The organism is Brevibacillus sp. NRRL NRS-603 (assembly GCF_003013445.1).
In the GTDB taxonomy this organism is placed as follows: Bacteria; Bacillota; Bacilli; order Brevibacillales; family Brevibacillaceae; genus Brevibacillus; species Brevibacillus formosus.
The window spans coordinates 17508-41779 of sequence record NZ_PXZN01000012.1 but is presented as its reverse complement, the minus strand read 5'-3'; the positions used below and the strand labels follow the sequence as shown (position 1 = coordinate 41779).

The window sequence follows — 24272 nt, the reverse complement described above, 5'->3', positions numbered from 1 at the left end:
CTCTCTATTCCTTTTTCATGATCGCATTCTCATAGATCGCCACTAATTGCTGTACAGCACTGGTCGGTGAAATCTCGCCACTCGCAACCGCTCCTTCAATCGAAGGAAGCACCTCGGCTACTTGCTGGTTGCCGAAAAAGGTCGCGCGCAAGTAGTCCTGAGCCATACTGTGCATCCAATCGAGTAGCTGTGCTTTGCGCCTTGCCTCGAAGCCACCCGTTTGAATGGTGGTTTCACGAAATTGACCGATGACCTCCCAAATATCTTCAATGCCTTCCCCTGTTAGCGAGGAACACATGTATGCTTTCGTCTCCCAGCCAGTGGTTGCCGGCTGCAAGTAATGCAGAACGCGATTGTACTCCCCTTTGGCGATCAAGGCACGCGTGCGGTTTTCCCCATCGGCCTTATTGATCAGAAGCGCATCTGCTATTTCCATGATGCCTTTTTTGATTCCTTGCAGCTCATCGCCCGCCCCTGTCAGCATCAGGAGTAAAAAGAAATCGACCATGGACCTGACTGTCGTCTCGCTTTGTCCGACGCCGACCGTTTCAACCAAAATGACATCATAGCCTGCTGCCTCACAGATCAGCATCGTTTCTCGTGTCTTCCGATTGACACCGCCTAGCGTGCCTCCCGTGGCAGACGGTCGGATGAACGCCTGTGGATTGCGTGACAAGAGCTCCATTCGTGTCTTGTCACCGAGAATGCTCCCGCGTGTAACCGTACTGCTCGGATCAACGGCCAAAACAGCGACACGATGACCTTTTTCGCAAAGCATACTGCCAAATGCTTCAATGAACGTGCTCTTGCCTGCACCGGGCACACCGGATATCCCAATGCGGATGGATTGACCTGTATGAGGAAGCAGCTGCTTGATCACCTCTTGGGCCATATCCATATGAGCAGGAGCATTACTCTCGACCAGCGTGATTGCCTGTGCCAAAACCGTTCGGTTATTCTCTCGTACACCTGCGACGTATTGATCCACGGATAAGCGTGGGAGACGTGCCTTGGAGGAAACGTTCAAGAAATTCTTGTCAGCCTTGCCCCCGGTCATTGTCCAGCAGCCTCCAGGCGATACACGATCTCTTGCAGAACGTGCTGGGCTGCTACAGGAATGACTGTTCCTGGCCCAAAGATAGCTGCGGCACCATGCTCTCGCAAAAAGGCGTAATCTTGTGCTGGTATAACACCACCTATAACGACGACAATATCCTCGCGTCCCAGCTTCTTGAGCTCTTCCACCAGTTGTGGCAGCAATGTTTTATGTCCTGCCGCAAGCGAGCTGAAGCCGATCACGTGCACGTCATTTTCAATTGCTTGTTTTGCTGTTTCCTCAGGTGTCTGGAACAACGGACCGATGTCAACATCAAAGCCCAAATCGGCAAAAGCGGTAGCAATCACTTTCGCGCCCCTGTCATGTCCGTCTTGACCCATTTTCGCGATCATAATACGGGGACGTCTGCCTTCCCACTGCTCGAATTCGTCTGCCATCTTGCGCACTGCCACGACCTCATCGGCATCTGCGTATTCGGAACTGTAGACGCCGCTAATGGAGCGAATGACCGCCTTGTGTCTCCCCACGACTTTTTCATAGGCATCCGATATTTCTCCTAAAGAAGCTCTTGCTCGCGCCGCTTCAATGGCCAGCTCCAACAGATTGCCTTCGCCCGTTTTCGCGCATTCCGTAATGGCCTGAAGTGTTGCTTGCACTCTCGCCTCATCCCGGTTACTGCGCAGCTCCTGCAAACGCCTGATTTGCGCTTCCCGAACCGCCGTGTTGTCGACTTCAAGAATTTCCAGCGGGTCTTCCTTGTCCAGACGGTATTTGTTCACGCCAATAATGGCTTCCTTCGCCGAATCTATATGTGCCTGACGGCGTGCAGCCGCTTCCTCGATCTTCATTTTCGGCAATCCCGTCTCAATTGCTTTCGCCATACCGCCAAGTGCTTCGATTTCTTCGATGTGCGCCCACGCTTTTTCCACGAGCTGCGCCGTCAAGGACTCGACGTAATAAGAACCAGCCCACGGATCGACGACCTTGGTTATCTCGGTTTCGTCCTGCAAAAACAACTGCGTATTTCGCGCGATCCGAGCCGAAAAGTCTGTCGGCAACGCAATCGCTTCATCCAGTGCGTTCGTATGCAGAGATTGGGTATGCCCCAGAGCAGCCGCCATGGCTTCGATGCACGTCCGCACCACGTTGTTATACGGGTCCTGCTCTGTCAAGCTCCATCCAGACGTTTGTGAGTGTGTCCGCAGTGCCATCGACTTTTCGTTTTTTGGATGGAACTGCTTGATCAGATTGGCCCAAATCAAGCGACCTGCACGCATTTTCGCCACTTCCATGAAGTAGTTCATGCCAATCGCCCAGAAAAACGATAGCCGTGGCGCAAACGCATCGATGTCAATACCTGCTGCAAGTCCAGTGCGAACGTATTCCAACCCATCTGCCAACGTGTAAGCCAATTCAATATCCGCGGTCGCACCCGCTTCCTGCAGGTGGTAGCCAGAAATGCTGATGCTGTTGAATTTGGGCATGTGCTTGGAGGTGTAGGCAAAAATATCGGAAATGATCTTCATCGACGCTTTTGGCGGATAAATGTAAGTATTCCGAACCATGTATTCCTTCAAAATGTCATTTTGGATCGTTCCGGTTAGCTCCGCTTGTGATACCCCTTGCTCTTCAGCCGCCACGATATAGAACGCCATAATCGGCAAAACCGCTCCGTTCATCGTCATGGAGACGGACATTTTATCGAGGGGGATGCCGTCGAACAAGATTTTCATATCGAGAATGGAATCAACTGCCACGCCTGCTTTCCCGACATCACCAACTACCCTGGGATGATCGGAGTCATAGCCGCGATGCGTCGCGAGGTCGAAGGCAATCGACAGCCCTTTTTGTCCCGCAGCCAAATTCCGTCGGTAAAAAGCGTTACTCTCTTCCGCCGTAGAAAATCCGGCATATTGGCGAACCGTCCATGGCTGAGTAACATACATCGTCGGATACGGCCCACGCGTATACGGTGGCAAACCAGGCATGTAGCCGAGGTGATCCATTCCCTCCACATCTTCCATTGTGTACAGAGGTTTAACAGGGATCTGCTCCAGCGTCTGCCACATTTGCTCCATTCCTTGTTCGTTCTCACCCAATTGGGGGAACAAATCAGACACATCTCGTTTGGACTGATAAGCCATTTTTGAAAAATCAGGTCGCTTCATTATGAGCTCACTCCTATCCGCTCCTGAAGTTCTCGCAGCATCTCGTAGCAATTGGAACGCATGTGGATACAGTCATCTACACCGGCCGCCTTGTAAGTAGTCAACTGCTCCGCCTCAGGCAAGCCAGCCAACAGAACCGTCATTTGAGGTACACGTTGCTTGATTTCATGAGCCAATGGAGGCACCTGCTCCGGATAACTCGCATCGTCCGAACAAATGACCGTGATCATTGCACCTGATGCCACCGCGGCTTCAGCCGCCTCTTGAGTTGTAGAGAATGCTTGCTTGCGTATAACATCAAAGCCGCCAACCGCAAAAAACTCTTCTGCGAAGTCTGCCCGGGCCTTATGCTTTGCCACTGGCCCCATCGTCGCTAAGAACACGGTCGGTCTTTTTCCTGTAGCTTTCAAGAAATCATCTGCCTGTATCCGAAGGGCTTCAAAGCGTTCGGATGCCCGGTGAATACGGAGTGGCTGGATGATTGTCTGCACGGAATCTTCACGGCTCATGGCTTTGGCGATATCCCCCACAGTCGCACCATGAAGCACAGCTTTTACTGCGCGTTCCACGAGCTCATCGGTATGTTTTGACAACTCGTCGAGCGCTGCGGAGACGAGAGTCGCGTTCTGTTTTAGCCGATGGGATCGTGCTTCCGCTGCTCGCTCTTCGTGAATACTCGGAAGGCTCTTGGCCTCTAGTGGCAGCTCAGCCGTATTGGCATACATGTTGGTTCCAACCAAACGCTTTTTACGGGTATCAATGCTCGCCGCTTTTTGATCCGCGATTCTAGCGATCAAGCCTTGTGGGAAGCCTGCCTCTAATGCGCTCAGCATGCCACCCTGCGCTTCTACCTGCTGGAACAACTCCCATGCTTTTTTCGCTAATGCATCTGTTAGCCATTCTACGTACCAAGAACCTCCCGCAGGGTCAATCACTTTTGCCAAATGCGCTTCTTCTTGCAAAATGATTTGCGTATTTCTGGCGATTCTTCTCGAAAACTCATTGGCAGGGCGGATGGCTTCGTCAAACGCGGATACATGCAGACTGTCTGCTCCGCCAATGACTGCTGAGAACGCTTCTGTTGTGGAACGAAGCATGTTGACATACGGATCGTAAATCGTCTTCGTCCAGGCCGAAGTTCTGGCGTGAATCGTCATCTTTTGAGCTTCCGTTGATCCTCCGTAGGCCGCCACGATGTTTGACCAGAGCATTCTTGCCGCACGCAACTTCGCGATTTCCATGAAAACGTCTGAACCAATCGAGTACGCGAACTGCATCCGTGCTGCGATATCCTCTATGGAAATCCCCCGCTCAAGCATCGCCTGCAAATAGTCGACCCCTGTGGCCAGTGAAAAAGCCAGTTCGTTAACTGCGTTTCCGCCGCCGTCCTGATAAGGATTGCTTTGAACCAGGATCGTTTTCAGCGCAGGTGCATGATCCTTTGCCCATTTCACCCCGCTTGCCATAGCGTTATAAGCTGCCTGCAAGGAACAAGGGAGCTTGCCCTCTGTGAGCAGAACCGCTACAGGGTCTTGGCCGATGCATCCGCGAAGCTCGGAGAATTGTTGGCCTGTCGCTTCAACATTTGCCAAAATGAGCGAAAGAATGGGCAAGCCCAGCGCTCCCGTGTTCACGTAAAGAGGGACCTCGGAAAGCTTCACCCCTTGAAATGCCTGCTCTATATCCTCTCGGCAAAAAACAGAAACGCCTTTGTGACCAATCGTTTCTGGCAAAGCTTCGTCAGGGTCAAGCCCAGCCAAAGTTGCTTGATCCACCATCAGATGCAGCATGGTTTGTCCTCGAGCTAAATCGTTTATGGCTGCCTGATTGAAAGTCTCTGCACTCGGTGCGATGATCTCCTGACAGACATGCCATTTGTGTTCCTTATGCTCGCCAGGCTGCTGATTCCCTCTGTGAAAAGGTGCCTCTCCTGGTAGCGCTTCCAGATGCGGCAATGTTTTGACATCTTCGTATCTATATATTGGCTGGCGAACAATCCCTTCGTACGAATGCGTCAGGAGCTTGGCATCAAAAGATGCACCCTTTAGCGATTTCTCTGCCGCTTCCCGCCACTGCTCGTACGTCGGAACGGAGAATTCCTTGAACCATGTATGTTTGCTCACTCTTCCAGTCCTCCCCTTAAAAGCTGCTCCATTACGCTTGCTTCACCAGGAATAACGGCTGTCCATGCTCGACCAGCTGACCGTTTTCCACCAAAACCTGGACAATCTCTCCTTTTACTTCTGCTTCAATCTCGTTAAACAGCTTCATGGCTTCGACAATACAGACAATGGTAGTTGGCTCTACCCGATCATTTACGGATACGTATGGTGCTGCGTCAACGGCAGGTGCTGCATAGAAGGTTCCGACCATAGGTGAAGTAATTTTGTACAAGTTTTCTGTCACTTCCCCCGATTTCTGAGGTACTTCCACTGGAACGGTTGCGACCGGGCGCTCAATCGTTTCTTTTTTAGGCAAAAGAACAGCGGGTGCCGCCGTCAAGATTGGCGCGCTTTTGGTTTGTACGGGGGGCTGATGTAGGGCTGTGACTTGATTCCCATTTCTTCGTTTGATACGCAAAGAAGAATCTTCGTCATTTACCTCAAAAGATTCTATGTCCGTCTGCTCCAATAGCTTTACAAGTTCTCGTAATTCGTAAATGGTAAGCACGACTATTCCTCCCTAATCCGAATCTGACTACACAATCTCCGAACCGACTAGTTGGTCTGTGGTGATTGTGCAAGACCGACCAGTTGGTCTTTTCGATATTATAACAAATGTCAGAATACTAGTACAGACCAACTAGTTGGTCTGACCTTGTTATTTTAGATGGGACCATCAAGCGACTATGCCCCTGTCTCCTATCGAAAAGCTTGAGTGTAGCCGCATGATCCTTGTTAGCCCCCTACAATGACTTGAAGGGATTTTCTTGTGATTGCAGGAAAAAACGCTGAAAGGCCGGGTTTTCCATCGATTCTGATTTCAAAACGGAATGAAGAACCATATCTGCATAAATCTCCGCGATTTGCTCGATCGAGTACGTCCCTGACTTTTGATACCATTTGTAAATCCAGTTCACCATGCCAAAAATAGCCATGGACACAATCGGCACGGGCAGCTCCGGGCGGAACTCACCCGATTCGATCCCGTCCGAAATGACGGTGAACATAATTTTTTTATAGCGATCCCGTTTCGTCTCAATATCCGTGTAGTACTCCGGAGCTAAAAACAAGCTTTCCTGATAAAAAATCGTAACCTGAGAGCGGTACAGATCAATCATCATGACGAAGGATTTTACGATGGCCTGCAGTCGTTCTGTCGGGGTATCCCACTTCTCGTAAGCTTCCTCTGCTTTCTCCAGCACATACGTAATGAATTGATCATGAATGATGTAGAGGAGTTCATCTTTTGATTTGAAGTTGTGATAGAATCCTCCCTTTGACGTGCCGCTTTCTTTCACAATTTGATCCACAGTCACTTTGTGGTAGCCATTTGCTTCAAACAAGCGCATGGATGTTTCAATAATACGTTCTCTGATTGATTTTTCGACCATTATCTTCACCCGTGAACATTATAGCATAACTGCCTAGCAAAAACGCCGATTCTCTTCGGTAAGAGATCGGCGTTGCTTCTTTAATTCGTTGGTGTGGAAACAGGTACAGCACCTGAATATTCTTCGAGCGTAATCCCTTTTTCTCCGATTTCTTGCGCGATCTCGACACCTACATAGCGCAAATGCCACGGCTCATAAATATAACCCGTAATCGCGTCTTTTCCCTCTGGGTAGCGAATGATAAATCCAAACTTCTCGACGTTTTCATCCAGCCACTTCGCTTCCTTGGTTCCGGCAAAGCAGCTCGTTGCTGCGCATTTGCCATCCTTACCAGAGACGTCAATCGCGAGTCCCGTCTCATGCTCACTCGTCCCAGGAACTGCACTGTAAGTCCGTGCCTTCTCTACCCCGTCTTTTTTTACATATCGATTAAACAGCGCTTTCTGGTAGGCGTGGGAGCGATAGGCAGAAACGCCCGCCAACTGAACACCATCAGCCTGGGCTGCCGCAAATAACTGCTCAAGCGCACCCGCTGCTTCTTTGCGCATTTTTCGTTTCTCGCTCTTTTCTGGGAGCAAGTAAGGAACATTTGGGAACACTAAATCATTTGGCTGATAGTTCTCCGGAAGCTTGCGCTGTTTGTTCACCAGTACAGCAATACTCTCAGGCTCACCCACGACCTCGATGTCCGGGAACAACAGCTCAGGCGGCTGACCCGCTGGCGGCTTTTCTGCCGGTTTCGTTTCCGTTGGCTTCGCTTTCTGGGGTTGCTCCGGTTGTTCTTGCTTTGGTGTTTCAGCAGGTGGAGGCGTTGTCTCCTCCTTTGGCTTCGCTTCTTCCTTCTTTGGAGGAGTTGGTGTCTCCACGGATGGTGGTGTCTGTGATTCTTGAGGAGCAGCTATACTGTTACATCCAGACAACACAAATGTCATTGCCGTTACGAGCACGAGTGGATGCAAAAGCCGGTTTCGAAAACTTCTCATTGTAACGTTCCTTTCGTTTGGGAGCTGATCCAATTATGTAGGTAATAAAAGTACGTACCTATTATGACATAATTGACCGGCTTTTCGTTACATGTTTTATTGAGAAATCACGACCTGATCGAGATTCAGATAACCCGCTGGACTGATGGAGAAGCCCTGAATACGGTTGCTGATCACAGCCAAATTCTCCAGATTGCGAATCGGAACAACCAAAGCGTCTTGCAGCTCCACTTCTTGTGCCTTTGCGTAGATGGCAAGTCTTTTGGCCGGATCTGTTTCGATACGACCAGCCTCGATGAGACGATCCAGCTCGGGATTGCTGTATTGAAAGCTGTTGCCCGCCCCGCCACCCGATGTATGAAACAGATTGTACTGATTGTAGTCGGCATCCCCAGTTGCATTTGCCCAGCCACTGACAAAAATCTCATGATCCTTCGTTTGCTCAATGGTTCGGACAAACTCATCGTAGCTGACGACTTTTAGCTCCGCGTCTATGCCGATCCCTTTTAATTGCGACCGTATCACTTGGGCAACCAAGATTCGATCCTGTCTATTGAAGGTAATCATTTGAATAGGAAAACCATCTGGATAGCCTGCCTCTGTGAGCAACCGACGCGATTGGTTGATGTCGTACGGGTAGCTTTTCACAGTTGGACTGTAGCCGAACACATGCGGTCCCATCGGGGAATTCGCCTTTGTTCCCACGTTGTTATACACCCCTTTAATGATCGCTCCCGTCTCGATCGCCATACTGATGGCTTTCCTCACACGGATATCGTTCAGTGGTGGACGTGATACATTAAACCCGATAAACTCCGTCCCGAGCGCATCACTGCGGTACACGCGCATCTGGTTGGAGGCTTGAATTCGATCCAGCTCCATGACAGGGATGGACTCCGCGACATGTGCTTCTCCCTTCTCTACCATCGCGATGCGAGCCGCACCATCCGGAACAACCTTGAAGACGACATGATCAAGCGTAGCGGCTTCACCCCAATAGGAATGGTTTTTGCTCAACGTAATTTGACTGCCATGCTCCCATGATTGGAACTGATAAGGGCCAGTACCAACCGGGTGCTGCGATAATTCCCGTCCGTATTTATCGATTGCAGTAGGGCTGAGGATGCTCCCCTCGTGACTGGCCAAAATAGAAAGCAAAGGCGCAAATGGCTTATGAAGAATGAATTGCACTCTGTACGGATTGATGACCCTAACCTGCTTTACTTTTTCGAACATCGCTGCTCGAGGAGAAGCCACCGCTGGATTTAATACGCGATCAAATGTTTTCTTGACTGCCTGTGCATGAAAGGGGGTCCCATCGTGAAAAATAACGCCTTGTCGGAGAGTAAACTCCCAAGTAAGATCATCGATTTGTTCCCATGCCGTCGCGAGCTGTGGCTGAATATTCATGTTCCGATCACGTTTGACGAGCCCCTCATACACTTTTCCTTGGACGACACTCGCCTCATTAATCGTCAAAATAAAATGGGGATCGAGATTGGCTGCATCCGACATACGTGCAATGATTAACGTGCCACCCTCAGCAACGTTTTGCGGTGTCGGTACGATTTGGTTGTTGTGAGAAGGCTCTTGACCGAAAGAACAGCCTGCTATGGTCATGAGTGCTGCGAGTAACAGTCCAATTCGTCTGTGTAAGGATGTCTGTGTGTACATTGGACCCTCCCTGCATGCTCTTATGTTTCCCTCGTTGTATGTCTAGCAAAAAGACCGCCCTTCTCCCATGTTTCCCGGAGAGCAGCGGTCCACACTTTATTCTTTTTCAAACAATCGCTTATACCCCCCGAAGCCTTCTTCTTCCAAACGATCCTTCGGAATAAAGCGCAATGCGGCTGAATTGATGCAGTAGCGCAATCCATTTTCTCCTGGACCGTCCTCGAAAACGTGGCCGAGATGAGAATCTGCTTCTTTGCTGCGAACCTCTGTGCGAATCATATTATGTGTCAAATCCACATGCTCGGTTACGTTTTCCTCCTGCAATGGCTTGGTGAAGGATGGCCACCCGCAACCGGAATCGAACTTGTCCAAGGAACTGAACAAAGGCTCGTTGGAGACGATGTCAACGTAGATGCCCTCTTCTTTGTGATCCCAGAATTCGTTCGTAAACGGACGTTCTGTCCCGTTATTTTGCGTGACCTCGTACTGGAGCGGGGTCAAGATTTTTTTCAATTCTTCTTGCTTCGCACGGTCGCGCCATGCTTCCTTGGTGAATTTCGCTCTGCCTGATGCCGCGCGGTAGTATTGGTAGCGAACCGGATTTTTCTTATAGTAGTCCTGATGATACTCCTCCGCCGGATAGAACGGTTTGGCCGGCAAAATCAGCGTTGCAATGGGCTTTTGGAAACGACCGCTCGCTTCCAGCTCTTGCTTGGATTTTTGCGCAAGCCTTTCTTGCTCTTCATTATGATAGAAGATCGCCGGCGCATACGATTGACCTCGGTCACCAAATTGACCACCAGCGTCTGTCGGGTCGATTTGTCTCCAAAACATTTGCAGCAATTCGTCGTATGAGATGAGGGACGGATCATATGTGATTTGGACAGCTTCATAGTGTCCCGTCGTATCAGAGCATACCTGTTCATAGGTTGGGTTTTCGACATGACCGCCTGTATAGCCGGAGACGACTTTTTGAATGCCTGGCATCTTGTCAAACGGACTGACCATGCACCAGAAGCATCCGCCAGCAAAGGTTGCGATTTCGAATGGATGTGTATCGCTGTTCACGCTTTTCGCCTCCTCTAAATGTATGTACACTATTATCTACGATTGTACATGGTTTGCAAAAGCAAAGTCCACTCTAGAAGTGCTGCGAGGGGTTCCAAATAAAAAAGGAGACCTTTTTATAAGAAAGGCCCCTTTTTCGCTATCAGATTGCATAATCCTTTACTCGTATGCTGCTACTCTGACAGGGCTTTGGCAAACCCAGAGAGCATGACAACCATATGGGCAATTCCTTCCTCGAAGTCTTTCAAACGGATAGATTCGTTCGGCGCATGTACTTTGCAGCCAACCCAGCCTACCCCTGTACTGACGACAGGAAGCTTCAGCTGTTCACCAAAAATATACATCGGACCTGTACCTGCCGCGTTTGGCGAAAGCACGGGTTCATGATCATATATGACGCGAGCCGTATCTAGTACATGAGCAACAAATGGATGGTGGAAATCGGAGCGATACGCTTTCTGTCCGTTGATCATGGTGACGGTAATATCCGTAAAACCATGCTTCTCCAAATGATTCTCGATGCATTTCATGATGTGCTGTGGATCTTGTCCTGGGACAAGGCGGCAATCCAGCTTGGCCTTCGCGCTTTTCGGCAGCACCGTCTTCGCGCCCTCTCCTGTATAGCCGCTATCCAGACCGCAAATGGTCATGGTCGGGTGGAATACCATAGCTTCTCTCGGGTCCACGTTGTTTGAAGCGGTAATCAGTGGGCGTTTCAAGCCGTATAGTGCTGCTGTCGCCTCTTCACTGAACGGCAATTCGGAAACGACTTTCTTTTCATCCGCTGTCGGTTCCTCGATCCCATCGAAGAAGCCTTCGACCAAAATCTCGTTTTGCTGATTCTTCATCGTCGCCAATGCCTGTACGAGGCGCCATGCTGCATTGTCTACATAGGCACCGACAGAGGAGTGCATGTCGATATCTGCCCCTACGCAGGTCAGCTCAAGGTAGGCCATTCCTTTGATCCCGGCAACCATGCTGATTCGCTCATTTTCGTCCTTTCCACCGAATTCCCAAATGCAGGCATCCGCCTGGAAAAGCTCCTTGTACGCTCGAAGATATGGCTCCAGATTCGGGCTGCCGATCTCTTCTTCTCCTTCGATCAGAAACTTGATGTTGCAAGGCAAACCGCCCGCTTGCTGCTGCAAAATCTGAATCGCCGTCAGACGTGCGACGAGATCACCTTTATTGTCGGCAGCCCCACGCGCATACAGCTTTCCATCGATGATCGTCGGGTCGAACGGCTCCGTGTTCCACTCATCAAACGGTTCAGGTGGTTGAACATCGTAGTGATCGTAAAACAGGATCGTTTTGCTGGCGTCTCCCTCACTGCCTGCTGCAAAAAACGCATACACCACTGGATTGCCCCCGAGATTATCGAGTACCTTTGTCTCACCGCCAACCTCATGAATCATCTTGACCACGTATTCAACCGTCTCTGGGATGGCCTTATGCTGTGCGGATACGGTAGGAAAACGCAAATATTGCTTCAGCTTCTCGATTGCATGCGGCAAATTTTCTTGCACGATGCCTATAACTTGTTCTTTGTTCACGATTCGGGCACCTCCTACTGGCATTTACATGGCTTTTCGACTTTCTCTTTTTGGTGTACAACCAAATAACTGTCAAACCAATCTGTCGTATATTGCAGTCTCAACACACGTTGCTCAGGATCACCACTGCGGGAAAGCTCATGACTGGCACCCGGGAAACGGACAAACGATACCGGAGCCTTGCCTTGATGCTTCAATGTTACATATAGCTGCTCGGCCTGTTCGATCGGGCAACGGTAGTCATGTTCTCCATGCATGATCAGCAGAGGCGTCTCGATGTTCTCTACCAAGCGAATCGGTGAATGCTGCCACATTTTTTCTGGATTCGTGAATGGATTTGCCTGAATCTCTTCGGCAGTGAAGAAATACCCGATATCACTGACACCGTAAAAGCTTACCCAGTTGCAAATACTCCGATCGGTTACTCCGGCTTTGAATCGATTGGTTTTACCGACGATCCAGTTCGTCATGAAGCCACCGTAGCTGCCCCCTGCGACACCCAAGCGGTCCTCATCGACAAAATCGAAATGATCGCATGCAAATTGCACAGCCGTCATCAAATCGCGGTAATCGTTCCCGCCATAGTCACCGCAGCACGCCTGAACAAAACGCTCTCCGTAGCCAAAGCTCCCTCTCGGATTCGTATAGAGTACGGCGTAGCCTTTTGCAGCGAGCAGCTGGAACTCGTGGAAAAACGTATTTCCATACATGGAATGAGGCCCGCCATGAATTTGCAGAACCATCGGGTATTTTTTTCCTTCTTCAAAACCGACAGGCTTGAGCATCCAGCCGTGCAGCTTCCAGCCATCCTTTGCGACAAACTCGATTTCTTCTGGAACCGGGAGCTCCATGCCCGCAAATAGCTCTTTGTTCAGTGCTGTCAAACGTTTTTCTTCCCCGTCCTTCAGACTTACTTGATACAAGTCACCTGGCGTAAACGGGTCACTGATAGCAGCAACCACCGTTTGTTCGTTTTCATGCAGCGAAAAGCCGTAAATATTCCGGTTCCCCGCTACGACATGCGTGACTTGTCCGTCCAATGTCACGTGATAAATGCCGGAATTTCCTCGTTCGCTTGCGATAAAATACATGCCTTTTCCGTCCGCTGTCCATACAGCACCTGGGTTGGGGTGACCAGGCGAGCGCATGTCTCCGATGGTGGAATCGCCAACCTGTACATCCCAATCCGCTGTGATGCACGTATAGTCGCCGTTTTCAAAATCATATACCCAGATGCGCTTCTGTGCTGCGTACAAATGCGTATCCAATTCACTTCCGATATACGCTAGCTTCTTACCGTCGTTTGACCAGGTTGGATAGGCAAAAATCCCTTTGCTGTTGGTCAGCTTTTTCCATTCTCCCCCTTCAAAAGGGATGAGAAAAACGTCAACACTATGCTGAAAATCAGGGTCTTCTGCTCGGTTCGCCGTAATCGCGAGCCATTTTCCATCCGGAGACCAGGAGCCAATCGTATGGTTGTATGGGCCATCGCTGAGTGGCGTAACCTCGCCTGTTTCTACATGAGCAATGGCCAACTGCTTGTTTTTCTCATAAATAAACCCGAGATCATCGGATTTGTACTTTAATCTTCCGACATGAATAGCTTTGGCATTTCCTTTTTCCTCGGTTCCCTCCTGGTCTGCGAATGTTTCCCCCTCATCCAGGATCGACGAAAAGACAATGTATTTGCCATCAGGTGACCAAATCGGGTTACTGACGCCGTTTTTGCAACACGTGAGCTGCCTTGCTTCCCCTCCGTTAGCATCGATCAGCCAAATTTGTGGTTTTCCAGATCGATTCGAGACAAAGCTAATCTTAGAACCATCCGGCGACCAGCGCGGAAAGGTGTCGCGGAAGCCAGAAGTTAAAGGCTGTGGATCGTCTACATCCAATCTGCGTAAATACAAGTGATTTTGGTATGCGTGGGACTCATCGATTTGATTTTCCACATAGGCAAGCGTTTTTCCGTCCGGTGATAGCTGCGGATCGCTCGCGTACCGCATTTGATACAAATCTTCAGCCGTTATGCCTCTTTTTGCTTGCGTCATGCTACTCACTCCTCGATTTTATTGGTGGATCCAAGCTTCTCCAAGAAGAACTGGGAAATTTTTTGATTCAACGTGATGTGATTGTCCAGTTTTTCGGTAAAGTGACCTTCATCCTCAAAAATGTGCAAATCGACTTCTTGTCCCCTGCCTCTCATGTCTGCTACAAGCTGTTCTGCTTCGCTGACAGGAACACGCGTATCATTGCGCCCATGGAATACGAGAAGCGGAGCCGTGATCTTATGGGAATGATTCAAAGGAGCAATTTCTTCAAAAAAGTCATCGTCTTCGCCGAGGAACCCGTACTCCACCTCACGCAATCTCCTTCTCCATGCGCCGGTGTTCTCCAGAAAGGTTTTGAAGTGGGAAATCCCGACAATATCAACACCCGCGGCCCACAGATCAGGGTAATGCGTAAGCGCAGCCAATGTCATGAAGCCTCCGTAACTGCGGCCCATAATGCCGATCGCATTCGGGTCAACGCTTGGGCGGTTGCGTAAATCTTTGACCAGCCAAGCCAAATCTGCTACAGAATCCATCCGCTTGCGGCGATCATCGAGTTGGACATATTCCCGACCGTAGCCCATGCTGCCGCGAACATTCGGTGCTACCACTGTAAAGCCTTCGTTCGCTAAAAATTGAAAAACGGGATGATATTCCGGGCGAATTTGGCTCTCTGGACCGCCATGGACGTAGACGACGACCGGTTTTTTCTCAGAATGTTCAGATGCATCTTTGGCATAAAGGAAATACGTAACTTCCAAGCCATCAAAAGAGTGAAAGGTGCACAATTCCGGCTCGATGAGTTTATCCTCCAGAGCATCAGATTGACCAATGTTCGTCACACGCCTGCTTGTTTTCTCCGAAATGGTGTACGTCCAGATGTCGCCTGGAAGTGCAGGACTTTTCAGTGTAAAAGCGAGCTGATCATCATCCACCCACGCCAAAGAAGAGATCACTCCACGTGGCGCTTCCTCCACCCGCTCCCAGCGTTGCTCTGTCAAGGAATAGAGAGCAAGAGCAGAATAGCCTCCTTCATTGATCGTAAAGGCAAGCAGTCTCTCGTCGGGAGATAATTTGGCAACCTCAATGTCCCATTTTGGGTCGTGCACCAGTTTGTTCAGCTGTCCTGTATGCAGTGAAAAGCGGCACAACGCTTTCGTGTTTTCATCGCGGTCAGTTACGAGATATCCCGTTTGGCCGTCTATAGACAGTACCAAGGAATGGTAGCGCGCATGTTTGCTGCAAATGGCGAGCTTTCGTGCTTCCTTCGTTTGCAGATTCAACAAATACAGGCAATTGTCAATGTTGGTCTCCTGCACGCTGAAAATGAGTCCTGTCCCGTCTGGCAGCCAGCAAATTGGATCTGTGCGCCCATCATAACGGAAGACTTCTTCATACGCACCGCTCTCGACATCCTGTACAAAAATATCAAAGCTACGCGGATTCCGACGATTGCTGGACCACGCGATCTTTTGCCCACAAGGTGACCAGCCACCCAAATAGTGAAAATAAGCAGGAGCGTCCGTCAACGGTTTCACAACTGCTCCATTTTCTGTTAGCAAAAAGAACTGCTGCCGCTCATCTCCCTTGTTGTCCATACCGACAATCGTTTTCGTTCCACACGGAGAATGGTCAACTTCTACTACTCGATCAGGGAAAAAGGTCACTTGCTCCGAGCGGTTGGACTCTTCATTCCAGCGCCACAACTGCGCGATGCCTGTCAGCTTCGTTAAAAAGGTAATCTCTCTACGCTGCGGTACCACCTTCAACTGATACGCGGATTTCACTTGCAGATAGTCCAAAATCACGAGAAATCATCCTTCCCTCATTTGCTAGATGCTCGTTGGAGTATGTAAAGAGAAAAAAGAGGAGAAGCTCCTCTTTTTTCCTATTTTTTTGTTGCCCAGCGAGCGCTTGGGAACGCGTTAACTGGATAAGTGAGCCCTTCCAGATTCGGTTTCACCAAATAGTTTTGCTGGTAGTGGTAAACTGGAATGAACGGCATTTCATCCATCAAAATGGCTTCTGCCTGGTGAAGCAATTCCATACGCTTGTTCGGGTCTTGCTCAACTTTTGCCGCCATATTCAACTGATCATACTCTTTGTTCACCCAACCAGTACGGTTGTTCGGACTTTCACCCAAATAGTAGTCAAGGTTAAACGCAGGGTCGTTGATTTGACCTACCCAGCCCATACGGCCCATTTGGTAGTTCTTTTGTTTCGTTGTATCCAGATATACTTTCCACTCTTGGTTTGTCATTTTCACTTCTACGCCCAAATTTTTCTTGAGCATTTCTTGGATCGCTTGCGCTATTTTCTTGTGGCTTTCATCGGTGTTGTACATGAGTGTAACTTCTGGAAGTGTGGACCAGCCTTCTTCTTGCATACCTTCAGCCAGCAACTTCTTCGCTGCTTCGTAATCTTCTTTGAAATAGTCTCCGCCCTCTTCGCGGAAGTCTTTTCCGTTTGGTTGCATCGCTCCACGCGGAACCATAGAATAAGCTGGTGTCTCTCCACCTTGGCTAACCATTTCTGACAGGGCATTACGGTCAAGCGACATGGCGAATGCTTTACGAACTTTTTTATTCGTAAATGGCTCTTTCGTTACGTTAAACATGTACATATAGGTACCGTAGTAAGGAACGGATTTAAAGTCTGGACTCGATTTTTCTTGGGCGAGGATGTCAGATGGCATCTCTTTGTTGAAGTCGAGCTCACCGCTCTTGTACATCTGATAAGCAGTCGTGGCGTCATTCACCATTTTCCAAGTGATCTTCTCCATTTTTACGTCCGCTTTGTTCCAATAATGCTCGTTCTTTTCGATAACGAGCTCAGAGTCGTGCTTCCAGGATACGAGCTTGTAAGCACCGTTAGAGATGTAGGTATCTGCATTTGCTGCCCATTTTGGAGTGGCTTCTGCCTGCTTCTTGTTGATTGGGTGCCAGTAACGGGTAGCCAGCATTTTGTCAAAGTACGACGTAGGAGCAACCAGCTCGATTTCGAGCGTTTTTGCATCCACGGCCTTGATGCCCACATCTTCTGCTTTTCCTGTGCCCTTGTTGTAAGCCTCTGCTCCTTTAATGTAATAGAGCAAGTAAGCCGTAGTCGAAGCAGTTGCTGGATCCAGATGCTTCATATACGTGTAAGCAAAATCCTCGGCTGTCACTGGCTCGCCGTTGGTCCATTTCACATCATCGCGCAAAATGAACGTGTACTTCAGCTTGTCATCCGACAGCTTCACTTCCTTGGCTTGTCCCAGGATCGGATTGCCGTCCTTATCCTTGGTGTACAAGCCTTCCCCCAAGTGATCCATGATCCAGAAGGACGTGGTATCCGTCGAGGTGAGCGGGTTCAAGTCTGGCGGCTCAGACTTGGCATTGAACACAACTTCTTGTTTGACAGCAGCGCCTGGGATAGTGGTACCTCCAGTCGATGCTGACTCACCACTACCGCCGCATCCAGCCAGAGCCGGAATGACGAGCGAGAGTGACAGGGCAAAGGCAGCTATTTTCTTCACGTTGTTTCCCCCTATATTTTAAGATTGAAAATCGAACTACTGATAGAGATGACAAGCAACCCAATGGTTCGGTGCGGCTTCCTGCCATTCAGGAACCTGTGCTGCGCATTGCTCCATGGCCTTTGGGCATCTTGTTCGGAAAACACAACCGCTTGGAGCGTTGGCAGGACTCGGCAAATCGCCCTGCAAAATGATGCGCTCCCGCTTGATCGTCGGATCAGGAATCGGAATCGAGGACAATAACGCTTGTGTATATGGATGAAGCGGCTTTGCGTACAGCTCGAAGCTGTTTGCCATTTCTACCATTTTGCCGAGGTACATCACTCCGATTCGAGTAGAAATGTGCTTCACCATGGACAGATCGTGGGCAATAAACAAGTAAGTCAGCCCCCTGTCCTGCTGCAAGTCTTCCAAAAGATTCACGACCTGCGCTTGGATCGACACATCAAGCGCCGAAATCGGTTCATCTGCGATGATAAATTCCGGCTCGACCGCAAGTGCCCGGGCAATCCCGATCCGCTGCCTTTGGCCTCCGCTGAATTCATGGGGGAATCGGTTCGCATGTTCCTTCGACAAACCAACCAGCTCCAGCAATTCTTTGACCCGATCCGCTCTTGCGCCACGAGACAGGCCGTGAATATCCAACCCCTCTGCAATAATGTCCATGACGGTCATGCGCGGATTCAAACTTGCTTGCGGGTCTTGAAAAATCATTTGGACGTCTCGGTGAAACTGCTCTGCCTCTTTCCCTTTTAAGCGGTGTGCATTTTTACCTTTGAATAAAACTTCTCCATCTGTATTTTCATAGAGACGAATCATCGTTCTGCCCAACGTCGACTTACCGCAGCCACTCTCTCCTACTAACCCAAGCGTCTCGCCGCGATTAATCGTGAAGGTAACGCCGTCGACCGCCTTTAGCGTAACTCCATTACCGATTTCAAAATGCTTTTTTAGATTTCTGACTTCAACCAACGCTTGGCTCATCTACGTCTGCCTCCCTGCTGCCACCAGTTCTTCCAGCTTCGGTGCCCGTGGATCATGTAGCCAGCATGCAGCTTGATGACCCTCAGTGAATGTGGAAGCTTCCGGCATTTGCTGCTCGCATATCTCCATCGCAAACTGACAACGCGGAGCGAACGGACAACCTTTTGGTGGGTGAAATAAATCTGGCGGCGTTCCCTCAATCGGTACCAGGCGTTCCTTTTCCACACCATCGATCCGCGGCAGAGAGCGCATCAAGCCCCATGTGTACGGATGCTTCGGATTTGCGAAAATATCCTCTACCTTGCCTGTTTCCACCACAATTCCTGCATACATGACCACGGCCCGATGCGCGATTTCGGCTACGACACCCAAGTCATGTGTAATCATCACGATGGAGAGCTGCTGCTTTTCTTGCAATTCTCGAAGCAAGTCCAAGATTTGTGCTTGAATCGTTACATCCAATGCTGTCGTCGGTTCATCTGCTATGACGAGCTTTGGATTATTGGCGAGTGCAATCGCGATGACGACACGTTGCCGCATTCCCCCGGAAAACTCATGCGGGTATTGATCAACCCGTTTCTCCGGATCGGGGATACCGACCAATCGAAGCATCTCCATCGCTTTTTTCCGTGCCTCTTCTTTGCTGACCTGCTGGGTACGAACAAATCCCTCGACGATTTGGGCTCCGACCTTCATCGTCGGGTTCAGTGCCGTCATCGGGTCCTGGAAGACCATCCCGATCTCAGCTCCACGAACCGAAAGTAATTCCTTCTTACTCATCCCCGTGATGACCTTTCCGTCAAAACGAATCTGACCATCCACGATTCTTCCCGGCGGGTTCGGGATCAAGCCCATGATCGCTTGGGCGGTTACACTCTTTCCACAGCCGCTCTCTCCCACTACCGCAAGCGTCTCGCCACGATCAACATGAAAGGTAACTCCCCGTACAGCCTGTACCTCTCCACCGTACGTTTTGAAATGTACGCGGAGGTTTTCTACTTGTAGCAAATGATCCGCCATGTCTGATCCTCCTATCTTCGTGGCGTGGTTACTCGCGAATTCTTGGGTCCAATGCGTCCTGCAAGCCATCACCAAAAACGTTGAAAGCAAACATCGTCAAAGAAATCATCAAGGCCGGGAAGAAAAGTCTCCACCAATCCCCTGTCAAAATGACGCCGAGTGCATCGTTTGTCATCGTGCCCCAGCTAGCGATTGGCGCTTGCACACCCAAGCCCAAAAAACTGAGGAAAGATTCTGCAAATATCGCCGACGGAATGGTAAACGTCAAGTTCACGATGATGACTCCGATGGTATTCGGAATCAGGTGGCGTAACAGAATGCGAGGGAATTTGGCACCCAGCACTTGCGCAGCCATGATGAACTCCTGGTTTTTCAATTGCAGGATTTGTCCTCGAACGAGACGAGCCATCCCTACCCAACCGGTTGCGGACAACGCGATGATGATAGTAACAATTCCAGGCTCCATGACAACCATCAGCATGATCACCACGAGCAGGTATGGCAGTCCGTACAAAACCTCGATCAATCGCATGATAATGGTATCGATTCGGTCTCCCTTTTTGCCTCGACCGGCCATGTATCCGGCAATACCGCCGACGGTCACTCCGATGATCAAGTCAATTAACGCTGCCGATATTCCGATAATAAGTGAAATCTGCGCTCCGTACCAAGTCCGTGAAAACATGTCGCGACCCAGCTCATCTGTTCCAAACCAATGCTCGCTCGAAATTTCCTGATTCGCATTCAAGAGACTCTGATCGGAATAGCTGTACGGAACGAGATGTGGTCCAATGATCGCCATGGCAATCAGCAAAACAATCAGGGTCAAACCCACCATGGCCAGCTTGTTTCTGACGAGCTTTCTCGTTACTTGTTGAAAATGAGTCAGGCTCGGTCGCATCTGGGCGATCTGTCCATCTGCTTTTTGAGCTTTAGGTCGAAACAACTCATTTACTGATTGATCTACCGCCATTGGCTACCTCCCCCTACTCGATAGTTTGATTCGTGGATCGATGAACATATAGGCCAAATCAATCAAGAAGATAATGAGCACCAGGATGGCACTATAGAATACTGTCGTTCCAAGAATAACGGGATAATCTCGATTGAAAATGCCATCGACGAAGTACTTGCCAATCCCTGGTACCGCAAAAATCTTTTCGACGACGAACGTTCCAGTTAACAACCCTGCGATAAGCGGTCCCATAAACGTGACAATCGGCAAAATCGCATTGCGGATTCCATGCTTGACTACTATCAGAAAAGTCGGAATTCCTTTTGCCTCAGCGGTCCGTATGTAATTCTGATTCATTACGTCGATCATGCTCGTCCGCATATAGCGTGTAATAATCGCTAACGGTCCAAAAGCAAGTGCGAGTGAAGGCAGAACCGAGTGTTTCCAGCTGGTAAGCGTTGCTACTGGGAACAACGGCCATTTGATTGCCAAGTAATTAATAAGCAATGGCGCCATGATGAAGCTGGGTACAGCAATCCCCAATACTGCTAAAACCATTGCCGCATAATCAATCCAGGTATTTCGGTTTAATGCCGCAATTGTTCCGAATAAAAGTCCGAAAAAAAGGGCAACCGCTATCGCCTGCAAACCGATCAGTGCAGATGAACCGAAGCCATCTTTGATCATATCATTGACACCGCGTGTCTCCGACTTAATAGAAGGTCCTAAATCGAGCATGACCAAACTTTTTAGATAAAGCAAATACTGCATCGGCAGCGGTTCATCCAAATTGTATTTGGCACGCAAATTGAGCAATATTTGCTCGGGCAATTGATCTGATTCCGACGCGAATGGATCTCCAGGGATCATATGCATCAGGCTAAAAGTCAACGTTACAATGATCCACAATGTGAGTATCATCATCAGAATTCTTTTAAGTAAATAACGCGCCATCTATTCGAGCCCCCTAGTCCAGACTTGCAAAAAGATTAAGAAAATTAAACGCACCCTCCTTTTGAGAAATCTTTAACGGAAATTGACCTAAAACATTCCTTAATTCAACAATATAGTGCTGTGATTATTTAATGTCAATTCTGATTTTTTTATTTTTTACATCGATTCTTAAAGGAATTTGCTGAAAGTTGTCAAATATAAAATAATTAATACGGAAATTTTCCCTAAAACATCCCTTTTTAAATCCTCGCGGTCGCTACAGCTCGCATACCCATTCGATGGGTTATACTCTATTTATATAAGAATGACTGGCATACTAAAATGCCGAAAAAAGGATGGATTTCCTTCCTGACGAATTGTTTATCCCGTAGTTTAACTTTTTTGGAGGACATTTTGATGATAAAAGTTGGCATAGTCGGTCCAAAAGATTCAGTAGATGCAATGGTAGCTGTGGGACGAGAGTTTTCCGACCAGATCCTGCTCACCTCCTTTATTTATCAAGGAGTGGAACAAGTACCTGCCTATGTAGCCGAAAATGATATGGAAACAGACATCTGGTTCTTCTCTGGAGTCGCCCCCTACTCGATGGCAAAAGCGCATATTGGCAAGAAAAAAGCCTTTTATCCGCAAGTCAATTCAAGTGTCCTGACAAAAGTATTGCTCGAATTGGTGTACCGCGATGGCTTGTCTTTGGATCGCGTGAGCTTTGATACCGTTTCGGAAGCGCATTTTCGTGAGACTTTAGAGGAATTGGGCCTGCACTGTGAGAATCCATACCTAAAGCCGTATAAAGAATTCAGAAAGAGAACTGAATTGGTTGCTTACCATACCCGCCTTATCCAGGAAGGCAAGGTAGACGCTTGTGTCACGGGAACGCTATTCGTCACAGAAGAATTAAAACGACTGGGAATCAGAGTATACCGAATGGGCTTTACGCGCTTCATATTTCGAGAGATTTTCAAGCAGATTTTGCAAGAGGGTGAAACGCTCCACTTCAAGCGATCCCAAATTGCTGTTCAATTGATTGAGGTATCCGACATGGAAAAGCTCGTAAATGAACCTGCAAACGCGTACGAGCTGCGCCGCCTCGACTTGAAGCTGCAAGAGCTCGTCCTCGATTACACAGAGTCGATTTCCGGTAGCTTCGTCGCGGTCGGCAATTCCAAGTTCATTATTTTTTCCACCCGCGGATCGTATGAAGACAATCCAGATTTTCACCCTACGATCCTTTTGGAAAAAATCAAGCTGCTCACCCATTCGCATGCGAATATGGGAATCGGCTTTGGTGTAACAGCATTGTCTGCTGAGCGCAATGCACAACTCGCTCTCGGTCACGCCAAAAACCATAGGGATGCCGTGATCCTCGTTGACTATGACGGTTCGATTGAAGGACCGCTGCGTCAGCCGAACAGCATCAGCTACGAATATTGGACACAGGACAAAGAAATCAGCGAAAATCTGAAAAAAGCTGGTGTCAGCATTACGACGTTTAACAAAATCCTCTCTGTCCAAAAAGCGCTGGGGCAAAAATATATCAGCGCTTCGATGATCGCGGAATGGATGGGTATGACCCCTCGCAATGCGCGTAGAATCTTAAGTGACTTGGCAGAGCACAACATTATCGAGCTCATTGGGGAAGAGACGCCAACGAACCGGGGGCGCCCACGGAAAATTTATCGTATACTCCCCTCCCCACAAACCACGTAAATGTTTCTCCATGAAGAAGGCGTAAGCCGAGCACATAGCCTATCTAATATCCAACGATCAAAAAGGAGGTTGTCATATGCCCGTTCATCCACAGATTCAACAAATTTTAGACGTCTTCAACCGCTCACGTCATGATGTTGATTTTAACCAATTGACCCCACAGATGATGCGAATGGCGACTGATCAAAATCGAGATTCAAGCGTGGAACGCGAACTGGTAAAAAAGGTCGAGAATCTATCGCTTCCCTTAGAAGGTCGTTCCATTCCGATTCGCATATACACACCAGAAGGACATGCCCCCTTCCCTGCACTCGTTTACTATCATGGAGGCGGATTTGTAATCGGCAATCTCGAAACGGTAGACTCAGTATGTCGCAACTTCGCAAATAACGCAAAATGTGTGGTCATTTCTATTGATTATCGGCTCGCTCCTGAACATCCCTTCCCTGCTGGATTGGAAGATGCCTATGATTCTCTCCTATATATTTCGGACCATGCCGATCAGTTTGACATTGACCCATCGCGGATAGCGGTAGGGGGAGATAGCGCCGGAGGTAATTTTGCCACCGTCGTGAGTCTCATGGCTAAAGAACGACAGGGCCCGCCTATCGTATTTCAATTACTAATATATCCAGCCGTAGGAATTGTGGACACCGCTCCCTACCCATCCATGCTGGAAAATGCAAGTGGCTATTTGATGGATGTGGAATTATTGAATTGGTTCCTCTCTCATTATCTACCGCCAGCCGATCTACAAAATCCATATCTTGATCCGATCAACGGAGCCGATCTCACTGGACTGCCTCCTGCCATGGTGATTACAGCCGAATACGACCCTTTGCGGGATGGCGGAAAAACATATGCGGACAAGCTACGCAATAGCGGTGTCGATGTCGTCTATCGGAATGAACAAGGCTTGATCCATTCCTTCATTGGATTCCATACTACTATCAAGCAAGCGCAAGAATCGTTGGATGAAATGTCGGCGCAATTACGAAAAGCTTTCAAGGTGTAGGCATCACCATGGTAGG

18 protein-coding genes are annotated in these 24272 nt (G+C 49.0%); 2 read left to right on the top strand and 16 right to left on the bottom strand.

Annotated features, from left to right (window positions below):
- Positions 1 to 4: 4 nt before the first annotated feature.
- From meaB to C7R94_RS07770, 16 genes are all read right to left on the bottom strand, one after another.
- The gene (gene meaB, locus C7R94_RS07845) at positions 5 to 1057 is read right to left on the bottom strand and encodes a methylmalonyl Co-A mutase-associated GTPase MeaB (protein WP_106779697.1); all 1053 of its coding nucleotides are present in this window, start codon (positions 1055 to 1057) and stop codon (positions 5 to 7) included.
- Positions 1054 to 3225: a methylmalonyl-CoA mutase gene (gene scpA / locus C7R94_RS07840; RefSeq protein ID WP_106779695.1), complete on the bottom strand. Its 2172-nt coding sequence runs from the start codon at positions 3223 to 3225 to the stop codon at positions 1054 to 1056. Before scpA ends, meaB begins: the two co-directional genes overlap by 4 nt.
- Positions 3225 to 5348, bottom strand: a complete 2124-nt coding sequence (locus C7R94_RS07835) for a methylmalonyl-CoA mutase family protein (RefSeq protein WP_106779692.1) — start codon at positions 5346 to 5348, stop codon at positions 3225 to 3227. The genes scpA and C7R94_RS07835 overlap by 1 nt, the downstream gene beginning before the upstream one ends.
- Before the next feature lie 31 nt (positions 5349 to 5379).
- Positions 5380 to 5895 (bottom strand): acetyl-CoA carboxylase biotin carboxyl carrier protein, encoded by a 516-nt coding sequence (accB, locus tag C7R94_RS07830; RefSeq protein WP_106779689.1) that lies wholly within the window; start codon positions 5893 to 5895, stop codon positions 5380 to 5382.
- 235 nt (positions 5896 to 6130) lie between these two features.
- Positions 6131 to 6778 (bottom strand): TetR/AcrR family transcriptional regulator, encoded by a 648-nt coding sequence (locus C7R94_RS07825; RefSeq protein WP_197245082.1) that lies wholly within the window; start codon positions 6776 to 6778, stop codon positions 6131 to 6133.
- 80 nt (positions 6779 to 6858) lie between these two features.
- Positions 6859 to 7761: a M15 family metallopeptidase gene (locus C7R94_RS07820; RefSeq protein WP_106779684.1), complete on the bottom strand. Its 903-nt coding sequence runs from the start codon at positions 7759 to 7761 to the stop codon at positions 6859 to 6861.
- Between the two features lie 96 nt (positions 7762 to 7857).
- The gene (locus tag C7R94_RS07815) at positions 7858 to 9435 is read right to left on the bottom strand and encodes a glutathione ABC transporter substrate-binding protein (RefSeq protein WP_106779682.1); all 1578 of its coding nucleotides are present in this window, start codon (positions 9433 to 9435) and stop codon (positions 7858 to 7860) included.
- A 96-nt stretch (positions 9436 to 9531) separates the two neighbouring features.
- Positions 9532 to 10503, bottom strand: a complete 972-nt coding sequence (msrA, locus tag C7R94_RS07810) for a peptide-methionine (S)-S-oxide reductase MsrA (RefSeq protein ID WP_106779680.1) — start codon at positions 10501 to 10503, stop codon at positions 9532 to 9534.
- A gap of 173 nt (positions 10504 to 10676) precedes the next feature.
- A complete protein-coding gene (locus C7R94_RS07805; protein WP_106779677.1) occupies positions 10677 to 12056 on the bottom strand; it encodes a M20/M25/M40 family metallo-hydrolase in 1380 nt (459 codons plus the stop codon).
- A gap of 14 nt (positions 12057 to 12070) precedes the next feature.
- The gene (locus tag C7R94_RS07800) at positions 12071 to 14104 is read right to left on the bottom strand and encodes a S9 family peptidase (RefSeq protein ID WP_106779674.1); all 2034 of its coding nucleotides are present in this window, start codon (positions 14102 to 14104) and stop codon (positions 12071 to 12073) included.
- A gap of 5 nt (positions 14105 to 14109) precedes the next feature.
- On the bottom strand, positions 14110 to 15912 hold the full coding sequence (locus C7R94_RS07795; protein ID WP_106779672.1) for a S9 family peptidase: 1803 nt from the start codon (positions 15910 to 15912) through the stop codon (positions 14110 to 14112).
- Positions 15913 to 15992: 80 nt separating this feature from the next.
- Entirely contained in the window at positions 15993 to 17621 is a 1629-nt protein-coding gene (locus tag C7R94_RS07790) for a peptide ABC transporter substrate-binding protein (protein ID WP_106779670.1), read from the bottom strand.
- A gap of 36 nt (positions 17622 to 17657) precedes the next feature.
- Complete coding sequence (locus tag C7R94_RS07785; protein WP_106779668.1) at positions 17658 to 18605, bottom strand: ABC transporter ATP-binding protein; 948 nt, start codon at positions 18603 to 18605, stop codon at positions 17658 to 17660.
- Positions 18606 to 19625, bottom strand: a complete 1020-nt coding sequence (locus C7R94_RS07780) for an ABC transporter ATP-binding protein (RefSeq protein ID WP_047069171.1) — start codon at positions 19623 to 19625, stop codon at positions 18606 to 18608.
- A 28-nt stretch (positions 19626 to 19653) separates the two neighbouring features.
- Complete coding sequence (locus tag C7R94_RS07775) at positions 19654 to 20598, bottom strand: ABC transporter permease (protein ID WP_106779666.1); 945 nt, start codon at positions 20596 to 20598, stop codon at positions 19654 to 19656.
- A gap of 3 nt (positions 20599 to 20601) precedes the next feature.
- Positions 20602 to 21534, bottom strand: coding sequence for an ABC transporter permease (locus tag C7R94_RS07770; protein WP_106779664.1), 933 nt, complete (start codon positions 21532 to 21534; stop codon positions 20602 to 20604).
- Positions 21535 to 21930: 396 nt separating this feature from the next.
- On the opposite strand from C7R94_RS07770, the gene C7R94_RS07765 reads away from it, so the two are divergent.
- Together C7R94_RS07765 and C7R94_RS07760 are read left to right on the top strand one after the other, a co-directional pair.
- Complete coding sequence (locus C7R94_RS07765; RefSeq protein WP_106779662.1) at positions 21931 to 23241, top strand: helix-turn-helix domain-containing protein; 1311 nt, start codon at positions 21931 to 21933, stop codon at positions 23239 to 23241.
- Between the two features lie 76 nt (positions 23242 to 23317).
- A complete protein-coding gene (locus tag C7R94_RS07760; protein WP_106779659.1) occupies positions 23318 to 24256 on the top strand; it encodes an alpha/beta hydrolase in 939 nt (312 codons plus the stop codon).
- The last annotated feature ends 16 nt before the right edge of the window (positions 24257 to 24272 follow it).

What these genes read in the sequence shown, in the direction of transcription:
- C7R94_RS07770 (WP_106779664.1), bottom strand. Translation starts at nt 21,534, where the DNA reads ATGGCGCGTTATTTACTTAAAAGAATTCTGATGATGATACTCACATTG.
- C7R94_RS07820 (WP_106779684.1), bottom strand. Translation starts at nt 7,761, where the DNA reads ATGAGAAGTTTTCGAAACCGGCTTTTGCATCCACTCGTGCTCGTAACG.
- C7R94_RS07765 (WP_106779662.1), top strand. Translation starts at nt 21,931, where the DNA reads ATGATAAAAGTTGGCATAGTCGGTCCAAAAGATTCAGTAGATGCAATG.
- scpA (WP_106779695.1), bottom strand. Translation starts at nt 3,225, where the DNA reads ATGAAGCGACCTGATTTTTCAAAAATGGCTTATCAGTCCAAACGAGAT.
- C7R94_RS07775 (WP_106779666.1), bottom strand. Translation starts at nt 20,598, where the DNA reads ATGGCGGTAGATCAATCAGTAAATGAGTTGTTTCGACCTAAAGCTCAA.
- meaB (WP_106779697.1), bottom strand. Translation starts at nt 1,057, where the DNA reads ATGACCGGGGGCAAGGCTGACAAGAATTTCTTGAACGTTTCCTCCAAG.
- C7R94_RS07780 (WP_047069171.1), bottom strand. Translation starts at nt 19,625, where the DNA reads ATGGCGGATCATTTGCTACAAGTAGAAAACCTCCGCGTACATTTCAAA.
- C7R94_RS07815 (WP_106779682.1), bottom strand. Translation starts at nt 9,435, where the DNA reads ATGTACACACAGACATCCTTACACAGACGAATTGGACTGTTACTCGCA.
- C7R94_RS07825 (WP_197245082.1), bottom strand. Translation starts at nt 6,778, where the DNA reads ATGGTCGAAAAATCAATCAGAGAACGTATTATTGAAACATCCATGCGC.
- C7R94_RS07785 (WP_106779668.1), bottom strand. Translation starts at nt 18,605, where the DNA reads ATGAGCCAAGCGTTGGTTGAAGTCAGAAATCTAAAAAAGCATTTTGAA.
- C7R94_RS07800 (WP_106779674.1), bottom strand. Translation starts at nt 14,104, where the DNA reads ATGACGCAAGCAAAAAGAGGCATAACGGCTGAAGATTTGTATCAAATG.
- C7R94_RS07760 (WP_106779659.1), top strand. Translation starts at nt 23,318, where the DNA reads ATGCCCGTTCATCCACAGATTCAACAAATTTTAGACGTCTTCAACCGC.